Annotated in this window: 17 protein-coding genes; 3 read left to right on the plus strand and 14 right to left on the minus strand. The window is 67.6% G+C overall.

Annotated features, from left to right (window positions below; genetic code table 11):
* Positions 1-41 precede the first annotated feature (41 nt).
* The 4 genes from ACIBCN_RS09180 to ACIBCN_RS09195 all read right to left on the minus strand — a co-directional run bounded on the left by ACIBCN_RS09180 (position 42) and on the right by ACIBCN_RS09195 (position 4260).
* On the minus strand, positions 42-1634 hold the full coding sequence (locus ACIBCN_RS09180) for an MFS transporter (RefSeq protein WP_396991176.1): 1593 nt from the start codon (positions 1632-1634) through the stop codon (positions 42-44).
* A 144-nt stretch (positions 1635-1778) separates the two neighbouring features.
* Positions 1779-2687 (minus strand): DMT family transporter, encoded by a 909-nt coding sequence (locus tag ACIBCN_RS09185; RefSeq protein WP_396990967.1) that lies wholly within the window; start codon positions 2685-2687, stop codon positions 1779-1781.
* Positions 2688-3094: 407 nt separating this feature from the next.
* Complete coding sequence (locus tag ACIBCN_RS09190) at positions 3095-3361, minus strand: hypothetical protein (protein WP_396990968.1); 267 nt, start codon at positions 3359-3361, stop codon at positions 3095-3097.
* A 269-nt stretch (positions 3362-3630) separates the two neighbouring features.
* On the minus strand, positions 3631-4260 hold the full coding sequence (locus ACIBCN_RS09195) for a TetR/AcrR family transcriptional regulator (protein ID WP_396990969.1): 630 nt from the start codon (positions 4258-4260) through the stop codon (positions 3631-3633).
* Positions 4261-4423: 163 nt separating this feature from the next.
* Here ACIBCN_RS09195 and ACIBCN_RS09200 point away from each other — a divergent pair, with 163 nt between their 5' ends.
* Positions 4424-5842 carry a lipase family protein gene (locus ACIBCN_RS09200; protein ID WP_396990970.1) on the plus strand — a complete coding sequence of 473 codons (1419 nt, stop codon included), beginning with the start codon at positions 4424-4426 and terminating at the stop codon, positions 5840-5842.
* Between the two features lie 48 nt (positions 5843-5890).
* Positions 5891-6673: an META domain-containing protein gene (locus ACIBCN_RS09205; protein WP_396990971.1), complete on the plus strand. Its 783-nt coding sequence runs from the start codon at positions 5891-5893 to the stop codon at positions 6671-6673.
* On the opposite strand, the gene ACIBCN_RS09210 is transcribed toward ACIBCN_RS09205, so the two are convergent.
* The 10 genes from ACIBCN_RS09210 to ACIBCN_RS09255 form a co-directional block, all read right to left on the minus strand.
* Entirely contained in the window at positions 6674-7156 is a 483-nt protein-coding gene (locus tag ACIBCN_RS09210; RefSeq protein ID WP_396990972.1) for an NUDIX domain-containing protein, read from the minus strand.
* A 70-nt stretch (positions 7157-7226) separates the two neighbouring features.
* Positions 7227-8024, minus strand: a complete 798-nt coding sequence (gene tpiA / locus ACIBCN_RS09215) for a triose-phosphate isomerase (protein ID WP_396990973.1) — start codon at positions 8022-8024, stop codon at positions 7227-7229.
* A 14-nt stretch (positions 8025-8038) separates the two neighbouring features.
* Complete coding sequence (locus ACIBCN_RS09220) at positions 8039-9253, minus strand: phosphoglycerate kinase (protein ID WP_396990974.1); 1215 nt, start codon at positions 9251-9253, stop codon at positions 8039-8041.
* A gap of 4 nt (positions 9254-9257) precedes the next feature.
* Positions 9258-10277 (minus strand): type I glyceraldehyde-3-phosphate dehydrogenase, encoded by a 1020-nt coding sequence (gene gap / locus ACIBCN_RS09225; protein WP_364731583.1) that lies wholly within the window; start codon positions 10275-10277, stop codon positions 9258-9260.
* Between the two features lie 462 nt (positions 10278-10739).
* Positions 10740-11723 carry a DNA-binding protein WhiA gene (gene whiA / locus ACIBCN_RS09230; RefSeq protein ID WP_040736336.1) on the minus strand — a complete coding sequence of 328 codons (984 nt, stop codon included), beginning with the start codon at positions 11721-11723 and terminating at the stop codon, positions 10740-10742.
* Positions 11714-12760, minus strand: coding sequence for a uridine diphosphate-N-acetylglucosamine-binding protein YvcK (gene yvcK, locus ACIBCN_RS09235; RefSeq protein WP_396990975.1), 1047 nt, complete (start codon positions 12758-12760; stop codon positions 11714-11716). The genes whiA and yvcK overlap by 10 nt, the downstream gene beginning before the upstream one ends.
* Complete coding sequence (gene rapZ / locus ACIBCN_RS09240; RefSeq protein WP_396990976.1) at positions 12757-13737, minus strand: RNase adapter RapZ; 981 nt, start codon at positions 13735-13737, stop codon at positions 12757-12759. Before rapZ ends, yvcK begins: the two co-directional genes overlap by 4 nt.
* Before the next feature lie 284 nt (positions 13738-14021).
* Positions 14022-16031 carry an excinuclease ABC subunit UvrC gene (uvrC, locus tag ACIBCN_RS09245; protein WP_396990977.1) on the minus strand — a complete coding sequence of 670 codons (2010 nt, stop codon included), beginning with the start codon at positions 16029-16031 and terminating at the stop codon, positions 14022-14024.
* 116 nt (positions 16032-16147) lie between these two features.
* Positions 16148-16588: a hypothetical protein gene (locus tag ACIBCN_RS09250; RefSeq protein WP_396990978.1), complete on the minus strand. Its 441-nt coding sequence runs from the start codon at positions 16586-16588 to the stop codon at positions 16148-16150.
* Between the two features lie 148 nt (positions 16589-16736).
* Positions 16737-17426, minus strand: a complete 690-nt coding sequence (locus ACIBCN_RS09255) for an HAD family hydrolase (RefSeq protein WP_396990979.1) — start codon at positions 17424-17426, stop codon at positions 16737-16739.
* A 259-nt stretch (positions 17427-17685) separates the two neighbouring features.
* Here ACIBCN_RS09255 and ACIBCN_RS09260 point away from each other — a divergent pair, with 259 nt between their 5' ends.
* Complete coding sequence (locus tag ACIBCN_RS09260) at positions 17686-19650, plus strand: gamma-glutamyltransferase family protein (RefSeq protein ID WP_396990980.1); 1965 nt, start codon at positions 17686-17688, stop codon at positions 19648-19650.
* Positions 19651-19658 lie beyond the last annotated feature (8 nt).

A 19658-nucleotide genomic window follows, 5' to 3' on the forward strand; every position in this document is an offset into this window, starting at 1 on the left:
CGATCCGATCCCACCGAATCAGGCACTCGGCAAGGGCGATGCTAAGCAGGCAAGATCGCCACCAAGTGGGTGATCCGGTCGTCCCCAATGGTGTATTTGTACGCCTCCTGCTCGCGGATCTGGTCCTGCGCGGTGAGCCTGACCTGGTGCTGGTGCATGTGCTCGGCCCAGGAGCGGACCACGAACGCCTCGACGTAGCGGTCGAGCACGCCGACGTCGCGATACAGCCGCCACTCCATCGCGCCGGTGCGCTGCCTGGACCGGCCGACAAACGCCATCGCCGTCATGAACTCGTCCAGATTCTCCGGCGGGACATCGTAGGTGCGCAGCACCATGACCGGCCCGTCGGCCGGTTCGGGTTCGACGGCGAGCTGCGGTTCCGGCCAGAACGCCGCCGGCGTCTGATCCAGGTTCTCCGCGTTGTGACTGATCGGCAGCCACACCGTGCTCACCGCGCAGAGCGCGAGCAGCCCGGCCGCGACCAGGAGCGCGAACACCGGCCCCGCCGCACCCGCCACCACACCCCAGACCAGCGAGCCGATCGCCTGCCCGCCCATGAACACCAGCAGATACACCGAGAGCCCGCGCGCACGCACCCATGCGGGCAGCAGCAACTGCATGGTCGAGTTCATCGTCGACATGGCGAGCAACCAGGCGAAACCGGCGAAGACCAGCAGCACCAACACGAGCGGCACCACGTGCAGCAGCGCGGTGCCCGCCGACGCGACCCCGAACAACACGGCGGCCGTGCTCAGCCGCTGTGTGGGCGTCATCAGGGTGCGTAACCGCGACAGGCCGACGGCGCCGAGCACCGCGCCGATGCCGAGCGCGGCCAGCATCAGGCCGTAGCCGGACGAGCCGAGCCCGAGTTCGTCGCGCGCGATCACCGGAAGCAACGCCCATACCGCGCTGGCCGGGGCGATGAACAGGATCGAGCGCAGCAGCACCCGCCGGATCCCGGGCGCCGCCTTGATGAACCGGGTCCCAGCCTGCAGCGCCGCCAACGGACGCTCGCTCGGCAACTGCCGGTCCGTCGCGGGCTTGCGCCACAGGGCGAGCACCGCGACAATGCCGCCGAAGGACACCGCGTTGAGCACGAACACGAACGTCGGCCCGGACAGCGAGACCAGCACACCCGCGATCGCGGGTCCCACCGCGCGACCGATATTCACGCTCATACTGCCCAGCGCGGCCGCCGACGGAATCTGTTCGCGCGGCACCAGTTCCGGCTGAATCGCCTGCCAGGCCGGCCCGGTGAACGCCTGCCCGCAGCCGATCAGGAACAGCAGGATGAGCAACACCGACGGCGTGGTGTGCCCGGTCGCCGTCGACACCGCGAGCAGCGCGGCCAGCACCGCCATCGTCGACTGCGCACCGAGCAACAGCCTGCGCCGATCGACCAGGTCGGCGATCACCCCGGACGGAATGGCGAGCAGCATCACCGGCAAGGTGATCGCGGTCTGCACGAACGAGACCAGCACGGCCGCGTTCGGCTCGTCGACAAGCACCCACTGCGCGCCGACGGTCTGCATCCAGGTGCCGAGGTTGGACACCAGCTGGGCGATCCACAGCGCGCGATACACCCTCGACCTCAACGGAGCCCAGGTAGAGACTGCGGTGTTAGGGGCGGTGATCACTCACCGAAGCTTAGGCTCACCCGCCTCTCCGCGTATTCAGGCCCGACCGGGGTGCCACAAGATCGACTTCGACGACCGGCGGTGCGGCCGTGGTCGAGTCCGCCCGTTCCCAGGTACTCAGTCGCAGCGTGCGTCTCCGCGCTACCCGACCTCGCCGGTGCGGGGCTGATTGCTGGTGAGAATGAGGGCCACGATGAGTAGGGCGGCGCCGAGCAAGCCCACCGGGGTCAGTCGTTCGCCGAGGACGATGGCGGCGAGGATCGCGCCGGTGAGGGGTTCGAGTAGGGCGAGGATCGCGGCGGTGCCGGGGCCTGCGTCGGGCAGGCCACGGAAGTACAGGGTGTAGGCGATCGCGGTCGGCACCAAGCCCAGGGCGGCGAGTAGGGCGACGCTACCGGGGGTTGGGGCGAAGGTGATTCCGGTGGTGATGGCCAGCGGGGCGAGTAGCACTGCGCCGCCGGTGAATCCGAGGCCGGTCGTGGTCATCGAGTCCAAGCCGGAGACCGGTTGGGCGCTGAGGACGGTGACCGTCGCGAACGCGGCCGCGGCGGCGACGGCCAGAGCCGCACCGGCAAGTAGGCCCGTGGAACCCACGTTATCGGCTGGCACGCCGACCAGCAGTGCCAAACCAGACAGGGCAAGCCCGATCGTCGCGGCTCGCCTGCGATCCACCGCGCGGCGGCCGGTGAGGTGTTCCAGCAGCGCGACCACTACCGGCGACGCACCGATGGTGATCAGCGTGGCGACGCTGACCGACGATGCGGCCACAGCACCGAAATAGCACGCCTGGAAGGTCGCGGCGAGGACAGCGACCGCGCCGATTCTGCGCCAGGCCAGGAGATTTCGTGGCCACGGTCGTCGCGTCGCGACAAGGAGAGCGACGAGCAGCAGCCCGCCGACGGCAAGTCGGCAGGTGGCCACCGCAATTGGCGACAATCCGGTGGCGCGGCCGAGCAGCGTGCCGAGCAAACCGCCGGTGCCCCAGAGTATTCCGGCGCCGACGAGGTAGACCAGCCCGGAACGGCCGGTCGTGGACAGAGATATGGACATGAAGGGTTCGCGCTCCTGCGACTGAAAGGGATGGGGTCGCGGAAGCGAGGTGCACGACGAATACCGAAGAGACGCAATCGCTCTAGGGCGAACAGCCCGCCCGCAGACCACGCATCACCAAGGCAGGAGAGCCACGCCTCGCCGTAGCGAATACGCAAGCACGCAGAACGGACGCCGACAGACGCGGTCCGTCGGACCGCGATGGCCGGGGCGAATGCGGAAGTACGCCTACACCTCGCTCAGGAGGCGGGCGGCGGGGTGATCGGGAAGCATCGGTGCACGCGGCCGAGCCTAACGCCTGGCAGTGCGGCTTGTCGCACGCATTACCGCTACAGCGCGCGCAGTGCCGGATCTGCGGCAGTCCTGCCCGCGGTCTCGGCACTCGGCTGCTTGGGACGCGCACACAACTAAGGCTCTAGCGCGCGCAGCAACGGATCTGCCGCGATCCTGGCCGCGGTCTCGGCGTCCGGTAGGTAGGGGCGTGCGCGCACGATCCACTCGGAGCGCAGTTCGGGGATCGTCACCTGCTGTTCGTCCCATTCGGAACGCAGCAGGCCGGTCCAGTCCATCTCGGCGGAACCGTCGGGGTCGCCGAGGGCGTAGGCGAGGTAGTCATTCCATGCCGAGTACGACGTAGCGAGCGTGCACGCTTCCGGCACACGGAGTTTCAGCAACCACCTACTGTGCGCCCACTCATGTTCTCCGAGAAGCGCATTCGCGCTGCGCCGAACGGCGGCACCGCGAAGTCCGCGGCCCGGCCAGCACCACATCGGCGGTGAGTCCCCGCAATCGATTCCGCGCCTTGCCATTTCGGTGGCCATGGTCCGGTAAGCCGGTCGCAAATTCGGCGAAACGCGATCCCAGCGCGCGCGGTAGCCACCACTTCCCCGCACCGCGGCGACCACCTCGGGCGCCTGCAGCGTCCACAACCGCACCCGCTCGACTATTCGTCGATCGAATCGGCGTAGGTCCGCAGCATGTCCCCGACCAGTGTGACGACCGCGTCGTCTAGTTCGGGGCGCTGATACACGCCACGGACGACCGCCTGGCCAGAGAAAACATGCAGCGCCATGAAGAAAATGGGCTCGCGCAGCCGCTGCGGAAACTGGTTCAGCACCCCGGTGCGGTCTACCGCGGCGACGATATCGTCGTAGTAGTTCTCGACCGTCGGCGCGATCCTGACCCGCAGTTCGGCGTCCGAGCGGGCCGCGAGGTATATCTCGCGCAGCGCGTGCGTGACGGTGGCGGACTGGGCCTCCTGCAGGAAGCGCAACGCGGTGTCGAGCGGATTCGCTTGATCGCCAAGCTGTTCCATCACCACGGTGAACGCGGCGAGCTGCTGCGTGACGATCTCTTCGGCGGTCCGCACGATCAGGTCGAGCCTGCTGTCGAACTGCCGGAACATGGCACCGACGGATAGTCCCGCACGTCCGCAAATTTCCTGCACGGTCGCGCGTTGGTAGCCGACCTCGCCGATCGCGGCGATTGTTGCGTCGGTCAGCTTGGCGACGGTGGCCGCGCGGCGTTCCTGTTGCGTCCGGCGTGGACGCGATGTTTCTGCGTTCCCGCTCATGGCTGACCATCCTGCCCGGTCCGTGGGATCTCACCGGTCATCGGGTCAGCGTGATCGTTGACACAGCGACGAAACGCACTCTACAGTCGCGCAAGTTAGGAAATAGATGCTCTCTTTTTGCCCGAGAGCCGTGGCGCGTTGCGTATAGGTCGAGGAGTTCCAAATGAAGATGGGCACTGCCGCGGGCACCAAGAGGATGGTCGCCCACACTTGCCTGGCACTGACCGCGGGCATGACCGTGGCGATGAGCCCCATAATGATCGGTATGGCACACGCGGATCCGGTGCCGGTCGCACCGCCCCTGCCGTTCCCGCTCCCACCCGCCCCGCCGTATCTGGATCAAGGTTTCTACAACCCCGATCCGGCCGAGGTCGCGGCCGCGCAACCCGGCGAAATCCTGTCCGCACGACAGGTCAATCTCGCGAACTTCTTCCTGATCCCGCTGAACGTGCGGGCCTGGCAGCTGTCGTATCGCAGCACCAACACGCGTGGCGAGCCGATTCCGGCGGTAGCCACCGTGATCGTGCCGTACCGGCCGTCCCCCACGCCGGACCGAAGCCTGGTCGCCTTCCAGTTCGCCGAGGACTCGCTCTCGCAGAACTGCGCGGCATCGTATGTGCTGCAGATGGGTTCGCTGCCCAACCCGACGAACCCGGTGATCTCCGCGGAATTCGTCGAGGTGCAGGCCATGCTGCAACTCGGCCACGCCGTCGTAGTACCCGACCATGAGGGACCGAACGCGGCGTACGCGGCAGGGCCGCTCGGTGCCAGGATCACCCTGGACGGAATCCGGGCGGCCGAGAACTTCGAGCCGGCCGGACTGCCCGGTACCGCGACCCGGATCGCGCTGTGGGGTTACTCGGGCGGTGCCATTCCGACCGCACACGCCGCCGAGCTGCACGCCGAGTACGCGCCGGAACTGAACCTGGTCGGTTCCGCGGTGGGCGGCCTGATGGCCGACATCGGCATGGCCATCGACTACAACAACGCCACGTCGACCTTCGGCGGGGCGGTACTCGGTGGATTGTTCGGTGTGGCAAACGAATACCCCGAGCTCAACCAGTTCATCGAGCGGTACATGAACCCGCTCGGCAAGGGGCTCCGGGCGGTCCACCAAGGACAGTGCGTCGTGCCGCAGTTCGCCGCGTTCCCGTTCGTGAATATCAAGGGCCTGTTCGATTACCCCGGCGATCCGATGCGCGCCCCCGAATTGCAGCCCTTGCTCCGCGAATTGAGCCTCGGGCACCGCGGCACGCCACAGTTCCCGCTGTACATCTACGAGGCACCGCTGGACGAGGCGATGCCGGTGAACGCGGTCAACAAGCTCTACGACACCTACTGCAAGGATCCGAACGCCCAGGTCGCCTACACCCGTGAGTTGCTCAGTGAGCACGGCATCGACGCGGTCTCCGGCGCGGGCTCGGCCTTGATGTGGCTGAACGATCGACTCAACGGCGTGCCCGCCGCGCCGGGATGCAGCAATCGCGATGTGCCGTTGCAGATCCTCGATCCCGGCGCGTTCGCCGCGTTCGCCAGCGCCATCGGCCAGACCCTCGCCTCTGCCCTCGGCATGCCGGTCTGACCTGCCGACCACCTGGCCGGACCGCACGATATCGGTACCATCGCCGTCATGTCGGCTAACTTCGTGCGGTTCGGTCCGGTCGCCCTGCTGACGCTGCTCGCGGTCACCGCGTGCTCCAGCGGCGACTCGAACACCGGCAAGCCCGCGCCGAACCTGGCGGGTCGCACCTTTCTCTCCACCGGGGTCGACGGCGCGCCGATTCCCGGCGGCGGCCCGCTCACCCTCACCTTCAAGGACGACCGGATCGCCGCGGACGCGGGCTGCAACTCCTACTCGGGTGCGGTCGCGCTGGACAACAACAAACTCCACGTCACCGGCCTGGCGGGCACCCTGATGGCCTGCGCCGGCGACCGTGCGGGGGCCGACGAATGGCTCAACGGCCTACTGACTTCCGATCCCACCTGGCAGCTCGACGACACGAAGCTGACCCTGAAGAGCAACAAGCTGACGGTGACCATGCTGGACAAGAAGGTGGCCAAGCCGGACCGGCCGATCAAGGGCGTCGCCTGGATCGTCACCGCCCTCATCACCCCCGACGCCCAAATCCGTTCCCAGACCATCGATGAGGTGAAACCCACCCTCACCATCGCCGAAGACGGCAACGTCTCCGGCACCGCGGGCTGCAACCGAATGACCGGCAACGCAACAGGTTCCGACACCGACCTAACCTTCCAGGTCGCCACCACGAAGATGTTGTGTGCCCCCGAGGTGATGGAGGTCGAGCAGGCGGTCCTGAAAGCCTTGGACGGCAAGACAACCGCCACCGTCGACGCCGACACCCTCACCCTCCGCAACCAGAACGGCAACGGCCTCACCCTGCACGCGGAGTGATCAGCCCACGACGAAACCATCCTCCAGATACGCCGTATTGCCCTCGGCCCGAGCGCGACTCGCCGCCCCCACGCGCCTGGCCAACCCCGCAGGTAGACGCTGTGCAGAAGCGGCGGCATCGCACCACGACCAGCTCCGAAGTTCTTGCGCAGGAAGCGATATCGCGGCGGCCCGCTCGGCGCTCAGCACGCCACCGTCGAAGACCAGCATCACCCCATCGGTCGGGTAGCGGCCGGGCGGCACCCAATCCAGCACCAGCAGCCGCCCGATGGACACCGCCAACCCCAACTCCTCGCGGATCTCCCGGATCACCGCGGCATAGGGCGACTCATCGGCTTCCACCACGCCACCCGGCAGCTCCCAGTGGTCCTTGTAGGTCGGCTCGACCAGCAGTACCCGTTCGGACTCGTCGACGAAGAGCGCACCGGCCCCCATCCGCTTACGCGGCAGCGCGGCAAGGTATTCGGCTCGCTCGGTCGGCATGGGCACAGACTAAACGAAGCAGAGCCGGACATCCGTTGTTGCGGTGTCCGGCTCTGCTTCGGGAAAACGGTTACGGCAGTGGGCCGCCCGCGGCGATCGCGGCGACCGTGGCGAACTCGTCGCCCTTGAGTGATGCGCCGCCGACCAGTGCGCCGTCGATGTCGGTCTGCTTGATGAGCTCGCCGATATTCTTGGCGTTGACCGAGCCGCCGTAGAGCACGCGGACACCCGCGGCGACCTCCGCGGCGGCGAGCACGGCCAGCTCCGCGCGGATCGCGCCGCAGACTTCCTGCGCGTCGGCGGGGGTGGCGACCTTGCCGGTGCCGATGGCCCAGACCGGCTCGTAGGCGATGACGACCTTCGAGATCTCCTCCGCCGTCAGCCCTTTCAGCGAACCACGCAGCTGCTCGAGGTTGTACTCGACGTGCGTCTTCGCCTCGCGGACATTCAAGCCCTCACCGATGCAGACGATCGGGGTGATGCCGAACTTCAGCGCCTGCTTGGCCTTGGCGAGCACGGTGGCGTCGTCCTCGTGGTGGTACTGCCGACGCTCGGAGTGGCCGACCGCGACGAAGGTGCAGCCCAGCTTGGCCAGCATGGCGCCGCTGATCTCACCGGTGTAGGCACCCGAGTCGTGCGCCGAAATATCTTGCGCGCCATAGGTGAGCAGCAGCTTGTCGCCCTCCACCAGCGTCTGCACGCTGCGCAGGTCGGTGAACGGCGGCAGCACCGAGACGTCGACCTTGGCGAAGTACTTCTCCGGCAACGCGAACGCGATCTTCTGCACCAGCGCGATCGCCTCGAGGTGGTTGAGGTTGAGCTTCCAGTTGCCCGCGATGAGCGGCTTCCTGGCGAGAGACTTTGTCACAGCCGTAGCACTCCTCAATCTTCCAGTACTGCGATGCCCGGAAGTTCCTTGCCCTCCAGGTATTCCAGCGACGCGCCGCCGCCGGTGGAGATATGCGAGAAACCGTCATCGGGCAGCCCGAGCGCACGCACAGCCGCCGCGGAGTCGCCACCGCCGACGACGGTGAACGCGCCCTTGCCGGTCGCGGTGACGATGGCCTCGGCCACGCCCTTGGTGCCCGGCGCGAAGCTCTCGAACTCGAACACGCCCATCGGGCCGTTCCAGAACACCGTCTTGGCCTCGGTCAGCAGCGCGGCGAACCGGTCGGTCGACTCGGGCCCGATGTCCAGACCCAGCCAACCGTCCGGAATCTCGTGCGCGGGAACGACCTTCGAGTCGGCGTCGGCCGCGAACTTGTTCGCCACCACGATGTCGCGCGGCAGGTGGATGACGTCGGCGTACCGGTCGAGCAGGTCCTTGCAGGTGTCGATCATCTCTTCCTGGAGCAGCGAGGCGCCTACCGAAAGGCCCTGTGCGGCAAGGAAGGTGAAGCACATGCCGCCGCCGATGACCAGCGTGTCCACCTTCGGCGCGAGCGCCTCGATGACCGCGAGCTTGTCGGAGACCTTGGAGCCGCCGAGCACGACCGCGTACGGCCGTTCGGTGTCCGTGGTCAGCTTGGCGAGCACCTCGACCTCGGCGGCGACCAGCTTGCCCGCGTAATGCGGCAGCAACTTGGCCACGTCGTAGACCGACGCCTGCTTGCGATGCACCACACCGAAGCCGTCGGACACGAACGCGCCGTCGTCGCCGACCAGCTCGACCAGCGCGGCCGCGAGCTTGGCCCGGTCCGCGTCGTCCTTGCTGGTCTCGCGCTTGTCGAAGCGGATGTTCTCCAGCAGCAGCACATCGCCGTCGGTGAGCCCCTCGGAGCGCGCGAGCGCGTCCCCGCCGACCACGTCACCGGCGAGCTGGACGTTGCGGCCCAGATCCTCGGCGAGCTTCGCGGCGACCGGCGCCAGCGAAAGCTTCGGGTCCGGTTCGCCTTTCGGCCTGCCGAGGTGCGCGGTGACGACAACCTTCGCGCCGGCCTCGACCAGCGCCTTGATCGTCGGCACGGACGCGACGATGCGACCGGGATCGGTGATCTGGCCGTTGTCGTCGAGGGGGACGTTCAGGTCGGAGCGCACGAGCACGCCCCGACCTTCGACACCCTCGCTCAGCAGATCGTCGAGAGTTTTGACTGTCATGGCCTCAGAGCGACTTGCCGACGAGGCCGATGAGGTCGGCGAGACGGTTCGAGTAGCCCCACTCGTTGTCGTACCAGCCGACCACCTTCACCTGATCGTCGATGACCTTGGTCAGCGGCGCGTCGTAGATGCAGGAGTGCGGGTCGGTGACGATATCGCTGGACACGATCGGGTCCACGTTGTACTTGAGGTAGCCCTTCAGCGCACCCGCGGCGGCGGCCTGGTACGCGGCGTTGATCTCGTCGATCGAGGCCGACTTGGCCAGCTTGACGGTGAGGTCGGTGACCGACCCCGTCGGGACCGGCACGCGCAGCGCGTAGCCGTCCAGCTTGCCCTGCAGCTCGGGGAGCACCAGGCCGATGGCCTTCGCGGCGCCGGTGCCGGTGGGCACGATGTTCAGCGCGGCGGCGCGGGCGCGGCGCAGGTCGGCGTGCGGCGCGTCCTGCAGGTTCTGGTCCTGCGTGTACGCGTGAATGGTGGTCATCAGACCACGCTCGATGCCGAAGCTGTCGTGCAGCACCTTCGCCAGCGGGCCGAGGCAGTTGGTGGTGCACGAGGCGTTGGAGATGATGTTCTGGCTGCCGTCGTACTTGTCGTCGTTGACGCCCATGACCACGGTCAGGTCCTCACCCTTGGCGGGTGCGGAGATGATGACCTTCTTGGCGCCCGAGGCGAGGTGGCCCTTGGCCTTCGTCGCGTCGGTGAAGATGCCGGTCGATTCCACGACCACGTCGACACCCAGGTCGCCCCACGGCAGCGCCGACGGGCCCTCCTTGATGGCCAGCGCCTTGAGCCGCTGGTCACCGACCACGATGGTGTCGTCGCCGTCGAGCGAGACGTCCTGCGGCAAGCGGCCCAGGATCGAGTCGTACTTGAGCAGGGTCGCGAGAGTCGCGTTGTCGGTGAGGTCGTTGACCGCGACGATCTCGATGTCGGTGGTGCCCAGCGCCTTCTGCGCCTCCACCGCCCGGAAGAAGTTACGTCCGATACGACCGAAGCCATTGATGCCTACCCGGACAGTCACGTTATCGCTCCTCAGCTTTCAAGCGGATCATTCCGATGTCTTGTAACAGTAGTGCCCGCCTGTTACCGCTCTGACATGCACCTGCACACACCACTACGGTAACCAGCGAAATCAATCACCGACCGGTCTGTTTCCTCACACTACGACCCGCCTACCTGCGCCGCAGCCCCGTCAACCACCCTGCCATTCCAACGACCCACCCACCCAGGCGTGACATACATCCCCTTTGCCCGAATCCGCACCCACCCGCGACAATCCGCACTTTCTCTCGGGAGCAATCACCCCTTGAACCCAAGCGAGTGCGGATCCCGAGAGTGGGTGCGGATTTCGGGAGCGGGTGCGGGTGCGCGACATGCGTGGTCGGCTCGCCGTCGCACGGGTGCGGACCCGTCCGGGCGGCATGACGGAGTGAAAACATCCGGCCGGTTGTCCCGAGAGGCAACCGGCCGGGTGACGATTCGATCAGGCTTCGTCGAGGAGTTCCGCGGTGACGGCCGACTCGGTGTCGGGGATGCCGAGTTCCTTGGCGCGTCGGTCCGCCATCGACAGCAGCCGCCGGATCCGACCCGCCACAGCGTCTTTCGTCATCGGCGGGTCGGCGAGCTGGCCGAGTTCCTCCAGTGACGCCTGACGATGCTGCACCCGCAGCTTGCCCGCGGCGGCGAGATGGTCGGGCACGTCGTCGCTGAGGATCTCCAGCGCGCGCTCCACCCTGGCGGCCGCGGCGACCGCGGCCCTGGCCGAGCGGCGCAGGTTGGCGTCGTCGAAATTGGCCAGCCGGTTGGCGGTGGCGCGCACCTCGCGGCGCAGCCTGCGCTCCTCCCAGACGATGCGGGTGCCGTGCGCCCCCATCCTGGTGAGCAGCGCGCCGATGGCCTCGCCGTCACGCACCACGACCCGGTCGGTGCCGCGCACCTCCCGCGCCTTGGCGGTGATGCCGAGCCTGCGGGCCGCGCCGACGAGCGCGAGCGCCGCCTCCGGGCCGGGGCAGCTGACCTCCAGCGCGGAGGAGCGACCCGGTTCGGTGAGCGAACCGTGCGCGAGAAACGCTCCGCGCCAAGCGGCTTCGGCGTCGGCGATGCTGCCGCCGACCACCTGGGCGGGCAGGCCGCGCACCGGACGACCGCGCACGTCGAGCAGCCCGGTCTGCCGGGCCAGCGCCTCGCCCTCCTTGGACACGCGCACCACGTAGCGGGAGGTCTTACGCAGACCGCCCGCGCCGAGCACGTGTACGTCGGAGCCGTAGCCGTATAGCTCGAAGATCTCCCGGCGCAGCCTGCGGGCGATGGAACCCATGTCCACCTCGGCTTCGACGATCACCCGTCCACCGACGATGTGCAGGCCGCCCGCAAAGCGCAGCAGCGCGGACAGTTCCGCCTTGCGGGAACTGACTTGCGACACCGTGAGCCTGCTCAGCTCGTCTTTCACATCGGCTGTCATCGCCACGAGACGCGCTCCTTTCCACCCAACCCGGAACGCACATCCTGGCCCATGTGCCGTCCCTCGACTCGAAGCCCTGCCATTTGCGGCCGCGGTTGCCGGATCAGTTGATCCAGTGCGGCGGCAAGCTTTCCGGGGTGATGCCGGTCTGTCCCCGCCTCGGCGACATCGGAGAAGGTTACCCGTGCGCGCAACTGTTCGGCGGCTCTCGCCACATGTTCTCTTTCGCGGCCCTCGGGCACCGACCCCGAATCGACCACAACTTCGTCGACCACGAATTCCGGTGCGTGCTGGGACAATACATGCAGGTGCCGTTCGGCGGAGAAACCCGCCGTTTCGCCGGGTTCGGCGGCGAGGTTCAGCACCAGAACTTTTCTGGCTCGGGTGTACACCAGCGCCTCTCGTAGTTCGGGGACGAGCACATGGGGGATGACGCTGGTGAACCAGGATCCTGGTCCGAGAACGACCACATCGGCGTGTTCGATGGCCGAGGTGGCTTCCTGACTGGCCGGCGGGTCGGACGGGATCAACCGAACCCGCCGTACCTTGCCGGGGGTGGTCGCGATGGCGACCTGGCCGCGAATGCAGCGGCTGACTCGCGGATCCGCTTCCAGCCCAGCCACATCCGCTTCGATATCGAGCGCGATGGGCGACATGGGAAGCACTCGTCCGGTGATGCGCAACATCTTCGCGAGCTCGTCGAGCGCGGCGACCGGGTCGCCGAGCACCTCGGCCAGACCGGCCAGGATGAGGTTGCCGACCGAGTGACCGGCGAGTGCGCCGGTGCCGCCGAAGCGATGTTGCACGGTCTGCGTCCAGATGCCGTCGGAGTCCTCGGCCAGTGCGGCCAGCGCCATCCGCAGGTCACCGGGCGGTAGCACGCCCAGTTCGGCGCGTAGGCGACCGGACGAGCCGCCGTCGTCCGCGACGGTGACGACCGCGCAGATCTTTCTGGTCAGCCGCCGGATCGCGGTCAATGTCGCGTATAGGCCGTGCCCGCCACCCAGCGCGACAATGGCGGGATCGGATTCCCAACCGGTCATTCTCGCCCCAGATCCCGATGCACGACCCGCACCACGTCGGCGGATCCCTCGGTCACGCCGGTGACCTCGCTCATCAGTTCGCCAAGAGCCTCGGCTATCGCCACGCTGCGGTGCCTGCCTCCGGTGCAGCCCACTGCCACCGTCATGTATCGCTTCCCCTCTTGGCGGTAACCGTTCATCGTCAGATCGACCAGGTGGTGGCAGGTACGCAGGTAATCGTCGGCGCCGGGGCGCGACAGCACGTACTCGCTCACCACTGATTCCTGACCAGTGTGTTCCCGCAATTCCGGTATCCAATGTGGATTAGGTAGAAAACGCACATCCAACACCATGTCGGCGTCCAGTGGAACCCCATGCTTGAAGCCGAAGGATTGCACGGTCAGCTGCAGCGCACTGGGCGCGCCGCCGCCGAAGACTTCCTCCAGCTTGCGATGCAGCTGATGAATGGACAGTTCGGTGGTGTCGATGACCAGATCCGCCGCGATTTTCACGGCCGAGAGCCGGATTCGTTCCGCGGCGATGCCCGCCGAGAGTGTGCCATCTTTGCTCTCGCTCTGCAGCGGGTGCCTGCGGCGGGCGAAGCCGAAACGCCGGATCAGCACGTCATCGGATGCTTCGAGAAACAGCACCCTGGTCTCGATGCCGAGCTTGCGCAATTGATCGGTGACCACGGACAGGTCACCGGTGAAAAACCTGCTGCGCACGTCCATCACCAGGGCGAGGCTGCGGATCGGCGGCTCGGCGGACGCACCGAGTTCGACCATCCGGCCGATCAGCTCCGGCGGCAGGTTGTCGGTGACGTACCAGCCGAGATCCTCGAGCACGCGGGCGGCGGTGCCGCGGCCCGCGCCGGATAGTCCGGTCACGATGACGACCTCGACCTGCGGGTTCGCCGCCGCGACAGCGCTCGAGGGGCTGGCCTGCCCCTCGGTCTGTCGCGGATTTCCCGCAGTGTTGTTCGATTCGACGCGTGTCATGTCCTACCGGATCCGGCACACGACTGCACCTCGCTGGCGCTCGGCGCCGCCGTGCGCCGTGGCACGCTGTGTCGTCGGTTCACTCGCTCCGCTCGCTCTCTGGGTACCTCTCGAATCATCCCGCACTGGTCCCGGTATCGGGCGCAGACATGCGCGATTACCTTCTGTGGTGCACGTGGACGCTGATTCCCTGGCCCGCTCGCTGACGCTAGCTCACAAATATGTGATGGAACGGTACCGAGGATATAGGTGGATGGCAGGGAAGCCGATGATTCCGATGTTTCTCAGCCCCCCTGCAGCGCAGCGAGTACCGCCTTGGCGGTGGCCAGCCCGATGCCGGGGACCTCGGTGATCTCCTCCACCGTGGCCTGCTTCAGTTTGGCGACCGATCCGAAATGGGTAACCAACGCGGTTCGGCGCGCCGCACCGAGCCCGGGCACCGAGTCCAGCGCGGACGCGGTCATCCGGCGGGAACGTTTGCTGCGGTGGAAGGTGATCGCGAAGCGGTGCGCCTCGTCGCGGACCCGTTGCAGCAGGAACAGGGCTTCGCTGTTGCGCGGCATGATCACCGGGTCGCTCTCCCCCGGCACCCACACCTCCTCGAGGCGTTTGGCCAGGCCGATCACCGCGACGTCGGTGATACCGAGCTCGTCGAGCACCTCGGCGGCGGCCGCGACCTGGGGTGCGCCGCCGTCGACGACGTAGAGGTTGGGCGGGTAGGCGAACTTGCGCGGGCGGCCGGTGTCCGGATCGATGCCGGGGCGCGACAGGAGTTCCGGTGTGCCGTCGACGTTTTCGGCCTCCGCCAGGTTTTCGCTCGCCATCAGGTCGCGTTCCTTCTGCAGCTTGTAGAAGCGCCGCCTGGTCACCTCCCTGATGCTGCCGACGTCGTCGGAACGGCCGTCGCCCGCGGCCTCCTTGATCGCGTAGTGGCGATACTCGGACTTGCGGGCCAGGCCGTCCTCGAACACCACCAGCGACGCGACCACGTCGGTGCCCTGCACGTGGCTGATGTCGACGCATTCGATCCGCAGCGGGGCGCTGTCGAGTTCGAGTGCGTCTTGAATGGCTTGCAGCGCAGCCGATCTCGAGGTGAGGTCGCCCGCGCGTTTGAGCTTGTGCTGCTGCAGCGCCTCCATCGCGTTGCGCTGCACGGTCTCGGCAAGGGCCTTCTTGTCGCCGCGCTGCGGCACCCGCAGCTGCACGGCCGAGCCGCGCAGGTTGGACAGCCACTCCTGGATCTGGTCGGCGTCGCCGGGGAGTTCGGGAACAAGCACCTCGCGCGGCACCACGGTCGCTGGCTGCTCGGCCTCGCCGAGTTCGGCCACCGAGACCTGTTCGCCGTAGAACTGGGTGAGGAACTGCTCGACCAGCACGGCCAGCTCGCTGCCCGCCTCCGGTGCGTCGATCGCATCGCCGGATTTGTCGACCACCCAGCCGCGCTGGCCGCGGACCCGCCCGTCACGGACATGGAAGATCTGTACCGCCGCCTCCAACTCGTCGGTGGCGAAGGCGATCACATCGGCATCGGTGCCGGTGCCGAGCACGACGGCCTGCTTCTCCAGCGCGCGGCGCAGCGCCTGCACGTCGTCGCGCAGGCGGGCGGCGTTCTCGAAGTCCAGGTCCTCGGCGGCGTCCTGCATGCGGCGCTCGAGCTGGCGCACCATGCGGTCGGTGCGACCGGCCAGGAAGTCGCAGAAGTCCTCCACGATCTGGCGGTGCTCCGCGGCGCTGACCCGGCCGATGCACGGTGCCGAGCACTTGTCGATATAGCCGAGCAGGCAGGGGCGGCCGATCTGGTTGTGCCGCTTGAACACTCCGTTGGAGCAGGTGCGCGCGGGGAACACGCGCAGCAGCAGGTCCAGGGTTTCCCTGATCGCCCAGGCATGCGCGTAGGGCCCGAAGTAGCGCACACCCTTCTTGCGCGCGCCGCGATAGACGAACAGCCGGGGGAACTCCTCGTTCAGCGTGACCGCGAGCACCGGATACGACTTGTCGTCGCGGTACCGCACGTTGAAGCGGGGGTCGAATTCCTTGATCCAGTTGTATTCGAGCTGCAGCGCCTCCACCTCGGTGGAGACGACCGTCCACTCGACGCTCGCCGCCGTGGTGACCATCTGCCTGGTACGCGGATGCAGCGAAGCCACGTCGGCGAAGTACGAGTTCAGCCTGCTGCGCAGGCTCTTTGCCTTGCCGACGTAGATGACCTGCCGATGTGCGTCCCGGAACTTGTACACCCCGGGTTCGACGGGAATCGTGCCCGGCTTGGGCCGGTACGTCGCTGGATCTGCCACCCATCAAGCCTATCGAGCACGTCCGACAGGTCTGGCACAGCGCCGGGTTCAGCGCGCCCGGCCGGACGGTCGCGCGGTGATCCGCCGAAACACACTGCCAGACAGGAGCGTTTCCGTTACGAGCCGTACGCCTCGTCGATGTCGAACCACGTCCTGGTTTCGGCGCGGTTCAGTTGGTAGACGACGGCGGTCGACGCGGCGAGTGAATAGAGCGCCGCCACGATCCATTGCTCGAACGGCACGTCGAGCGGGTGGGTTCGCCAGCCGACCACGGCCTGCGCGACGGCCAGGATGATCGCCAGCACGCGCACACCGTTCGCGCCGCGGGTGAATCCCCAGACGACCAGGGCGAGCAGCCAGCTGAACAGGAACTGGATCGCCGCACCACCCGCGGCTTCGCCCCCGAGCATCAGGCCCATCAGGGCCGCGTACGCGACGCCGAATCCGGCCAGCCCCAGGGCCGCTTCCCTGGCTTCCCGCGCGGGCTCGGGCATCGCTCCCAGCGCCCATAATCGCTCGGCGACGGCCAGATCATCGTCCGAAAATTCGGCGCCCATGGCGCTCCCCCCACTGCCGATCCACACTCGGCCCGAGTCAACGGGCGCGCGGGCAGAACGCTAGATCACCGGGGAGAGTCGGACAACTCGGGCGCGATGACCGTGACCCAAAAATGACCCGACCGTGATCAGCCCGGACCGATCATTGTCAGCGCGAAAGTCCGTGACCGCGTAGGGCGTCGAGCAGGCCGGACGGGCGCTCTTGGGACGGGAGCGGGTCGACCAGGGCGAATCGGCAGCCGAGGGCGGTCGCGCCGCCGTCCGCCTCGGCGCTGTCGCCGACCATCAGGGCCGCCTCGGGTTCGACGCCGAGCTTGTCCAGGGTGGCGGCGAAGATGCGGGGATCGGGTTTCACCGCGCCGATTTCGAAGGAGAGGGCGAAGGCGTCGATGTATCGGTCCCAGTTCCGGGTGGTGAAGGCGGGGCGGATGTCGAAGGCGATGTTGCTCACCACGGCGACCTGAATGCCTTGGGCGGCAAGCAGCGTGAGGACCTCTTCGACGTCGGGGTAGGGCGTCCAGGTCAGTGGATCGATGAGGCGCTGGTAGAGGATGGCCGCCTGGTCGTCGGTCGGCACGCCGGACTTGCGCAGGACCTCCGTATAGGCCCGGCGATGCAGCTTCGGGTCCAGGTCGCGGTTGTCCCAGGCGTATTGGCCGTCGGTGCCGAACTGCACGAGTTGCTCGACCGGTGCGGTCATCCTGCGCAGGATCTCGGTTTTCTCGTGCACGTCGAAGGCGCGGCCGTCGGCGTCGACCATCTGGTCGACCCACGAATCGTCGTCCTCCAGTCGAAACAAGGTCCCGGAATAGTCGAAGAGCACCGCCTCGATCGTCACCGGACCAGCCTACCGACCGGTCTGCGGTGCGCGAGGTCGTCGCAGGCCATGGCGCCGCGGGCCGCGACGGACCGGCCGGTTCCTGGCGATAGGCGGTGGTGCGCAACCGAGTTCATCCCGACAGGCGAGAACCCTCGGCGCGACGAAACCTCCGGCGCGATCGATGAACCGCCTCAATGTTGTTGATCGACGAACCGCCGCCCCCGGTTGGTACGACAAACCCCTCCCCGGTGTCGGTGCCGAGCGTTAGAGTCCCCCCATGAGGCGCGCGCGAGGAACGTGGACGGGTGTGGCGGCGGCTTTGCTGCTCGCCCTCGGGACAGTCACGGCTTGTTCGTCCGACGAGGACAAAGCAGCCGGCGTCTGCGACACGGTGCCGAACGGAACGCCGGTGGCCGCGACGCCCACGGGTGCCGCGGGCGGTAAGACGCAGGACATCAGCACCAACCCGGAGATCGCCACCGGATACCGGTCGGGGATGACGCCGGTCCACACGAAGACGTTCGCGGTGTCAACGGCCAACCCGGTGTCGACGAAAGCGGCGTGCGCGGTCTTGCGGGACGGCGGCACCGCCGCGGACGCGCTGATCGCGGCTCAGGCGGTGCTCGGCTTGGTGGAGCCGCAGGCCTCGGGCCTCGGCGGCGGCTCGTTCCTGATGTACTACGACGCGGCCAGCAAATCCGTCGACGCCTACGACGGACGTGAGGTCGCGCCCGCCGCGGCGACCGAGAACTATCTGCGCTGGGTCGATGACGTCGATCGATCGCAGCCGAAGCCGAACACGCGGGCCAGTGGGCGATCCATCGGCGTACCCGGCGTTCTGCGGATGCTCGAGATGGCGCATCGCGACCACGGCAAGACGGGCTGGCGCGAACTGTTCGACCCGGCCATCCAGCTCGCCGATCACGGATTCCCGATCAGCCCCCGCTTCGCCGGACAGATCGCGGAGTCGGCCAAAGACCTCGCCCTGGACGATGCCGCGAAGGCGTACTTCCTGAATCCCGACGGCACCGCCAAGCCCGCCGACACCATGCTGACCAATCCGGCGATGGCGAAGACGTTGGGAGCCATCGCCTCCGACGGTGCCCAGGCCTTCTACACCGGCGCCATCGCGCAGGACATCGTGGACGCGGCCACCACCACTTCCGGCGGCCGCACCCCCAGCCTGATCACGACCACCGACCTGGCGAACTACCAGGCGAAGAAGCGCACCGCCCTGTGCACCAGCTACCGCACGCACGAGATCTGCGGCATGCCGAGCCCGTCCTCCGGCGGCATCACGGTCGCCTCGACCCTCGGCATCCTGGAGAACTTCGACCTCGCCGCCCTGCCGCCGGACAACCTCGGCTCCGGTGCCGACGCCCGCAACGGTGGCAAGCCCAAGGCCGACGCGGTCCACCTCATCTCGGAGGCCGAGCGCCTCGCCTACGCCGACCGCAACAAGTACGTCGCCGACACCGATTTCATTCCGCTGCCCGGCAATTCACCGCAGACCCTGCTGAACAAGGACTACCTGAAGCAGCGCTCCGCGCTGATCGACCGCGGCCACAGCATGGGCACCGCACAGCCCGGCGACTTCGGCCCCGTCCCGGTCGGCGTCGGCCCGCAGCCGCCGGAACACGGCACCAGCCACATCTCCGTGGTGGACAAGTACGGCAACGCCGCCGCCATGACCACCACCGTGGAATCCGCCTTCGGTTCCTTCCACATCGTCGACGGCTTCGTGCTGAACAACCAGCTCACCGACTTCTCCGCCGACCCACTCGGCACCGACGGCGCCCCCGTGGCCAACCGCGTCCAGCCCAACAAGCGCCCGCGCAGCTCCATGGCCCCCACCCTGGTCTTCGACAAGGCACCCGACGGCAGCCGCGGCCCCCTCACCCACGTCGCAGGCTCCCCCGGCGGTTCGGTGATCATCCAGTTCGTCGTGAAAACCCTCATCGGCATGCTGGATTGGGGCCTCGACCCGCAACAGGCCGTCTCCGCCCTCTCCTTCGGCGCGGGCAACAGCCCGGAAACCGGCCTCGGCGGCGAACACCCGAGCATCAACACCACCGACAACGGCAACAACGACCCGCTGGTAACCCGCCTCCGCGAACTAGGACACAAGGTGTCGGTAGCCCCCCAATCCAGTGGCCTCAGCGCACTACAACACGACGGCGAAGGCTGGGTAGGCGGCGCCGACCCCCGCCGCGAAGGTGCGGTCCTCGGCGACGACCGCTGACCAGCACG

The sequence above is a fragment of the Nocardia sp. NPDC051052 genome (assembly GCF_044456045.1).
Lineage (GTDB): Bacteria > Actinomycetota > Actinomycetes > Mycobacteriales > Mycobacteriaceae > Nocardia.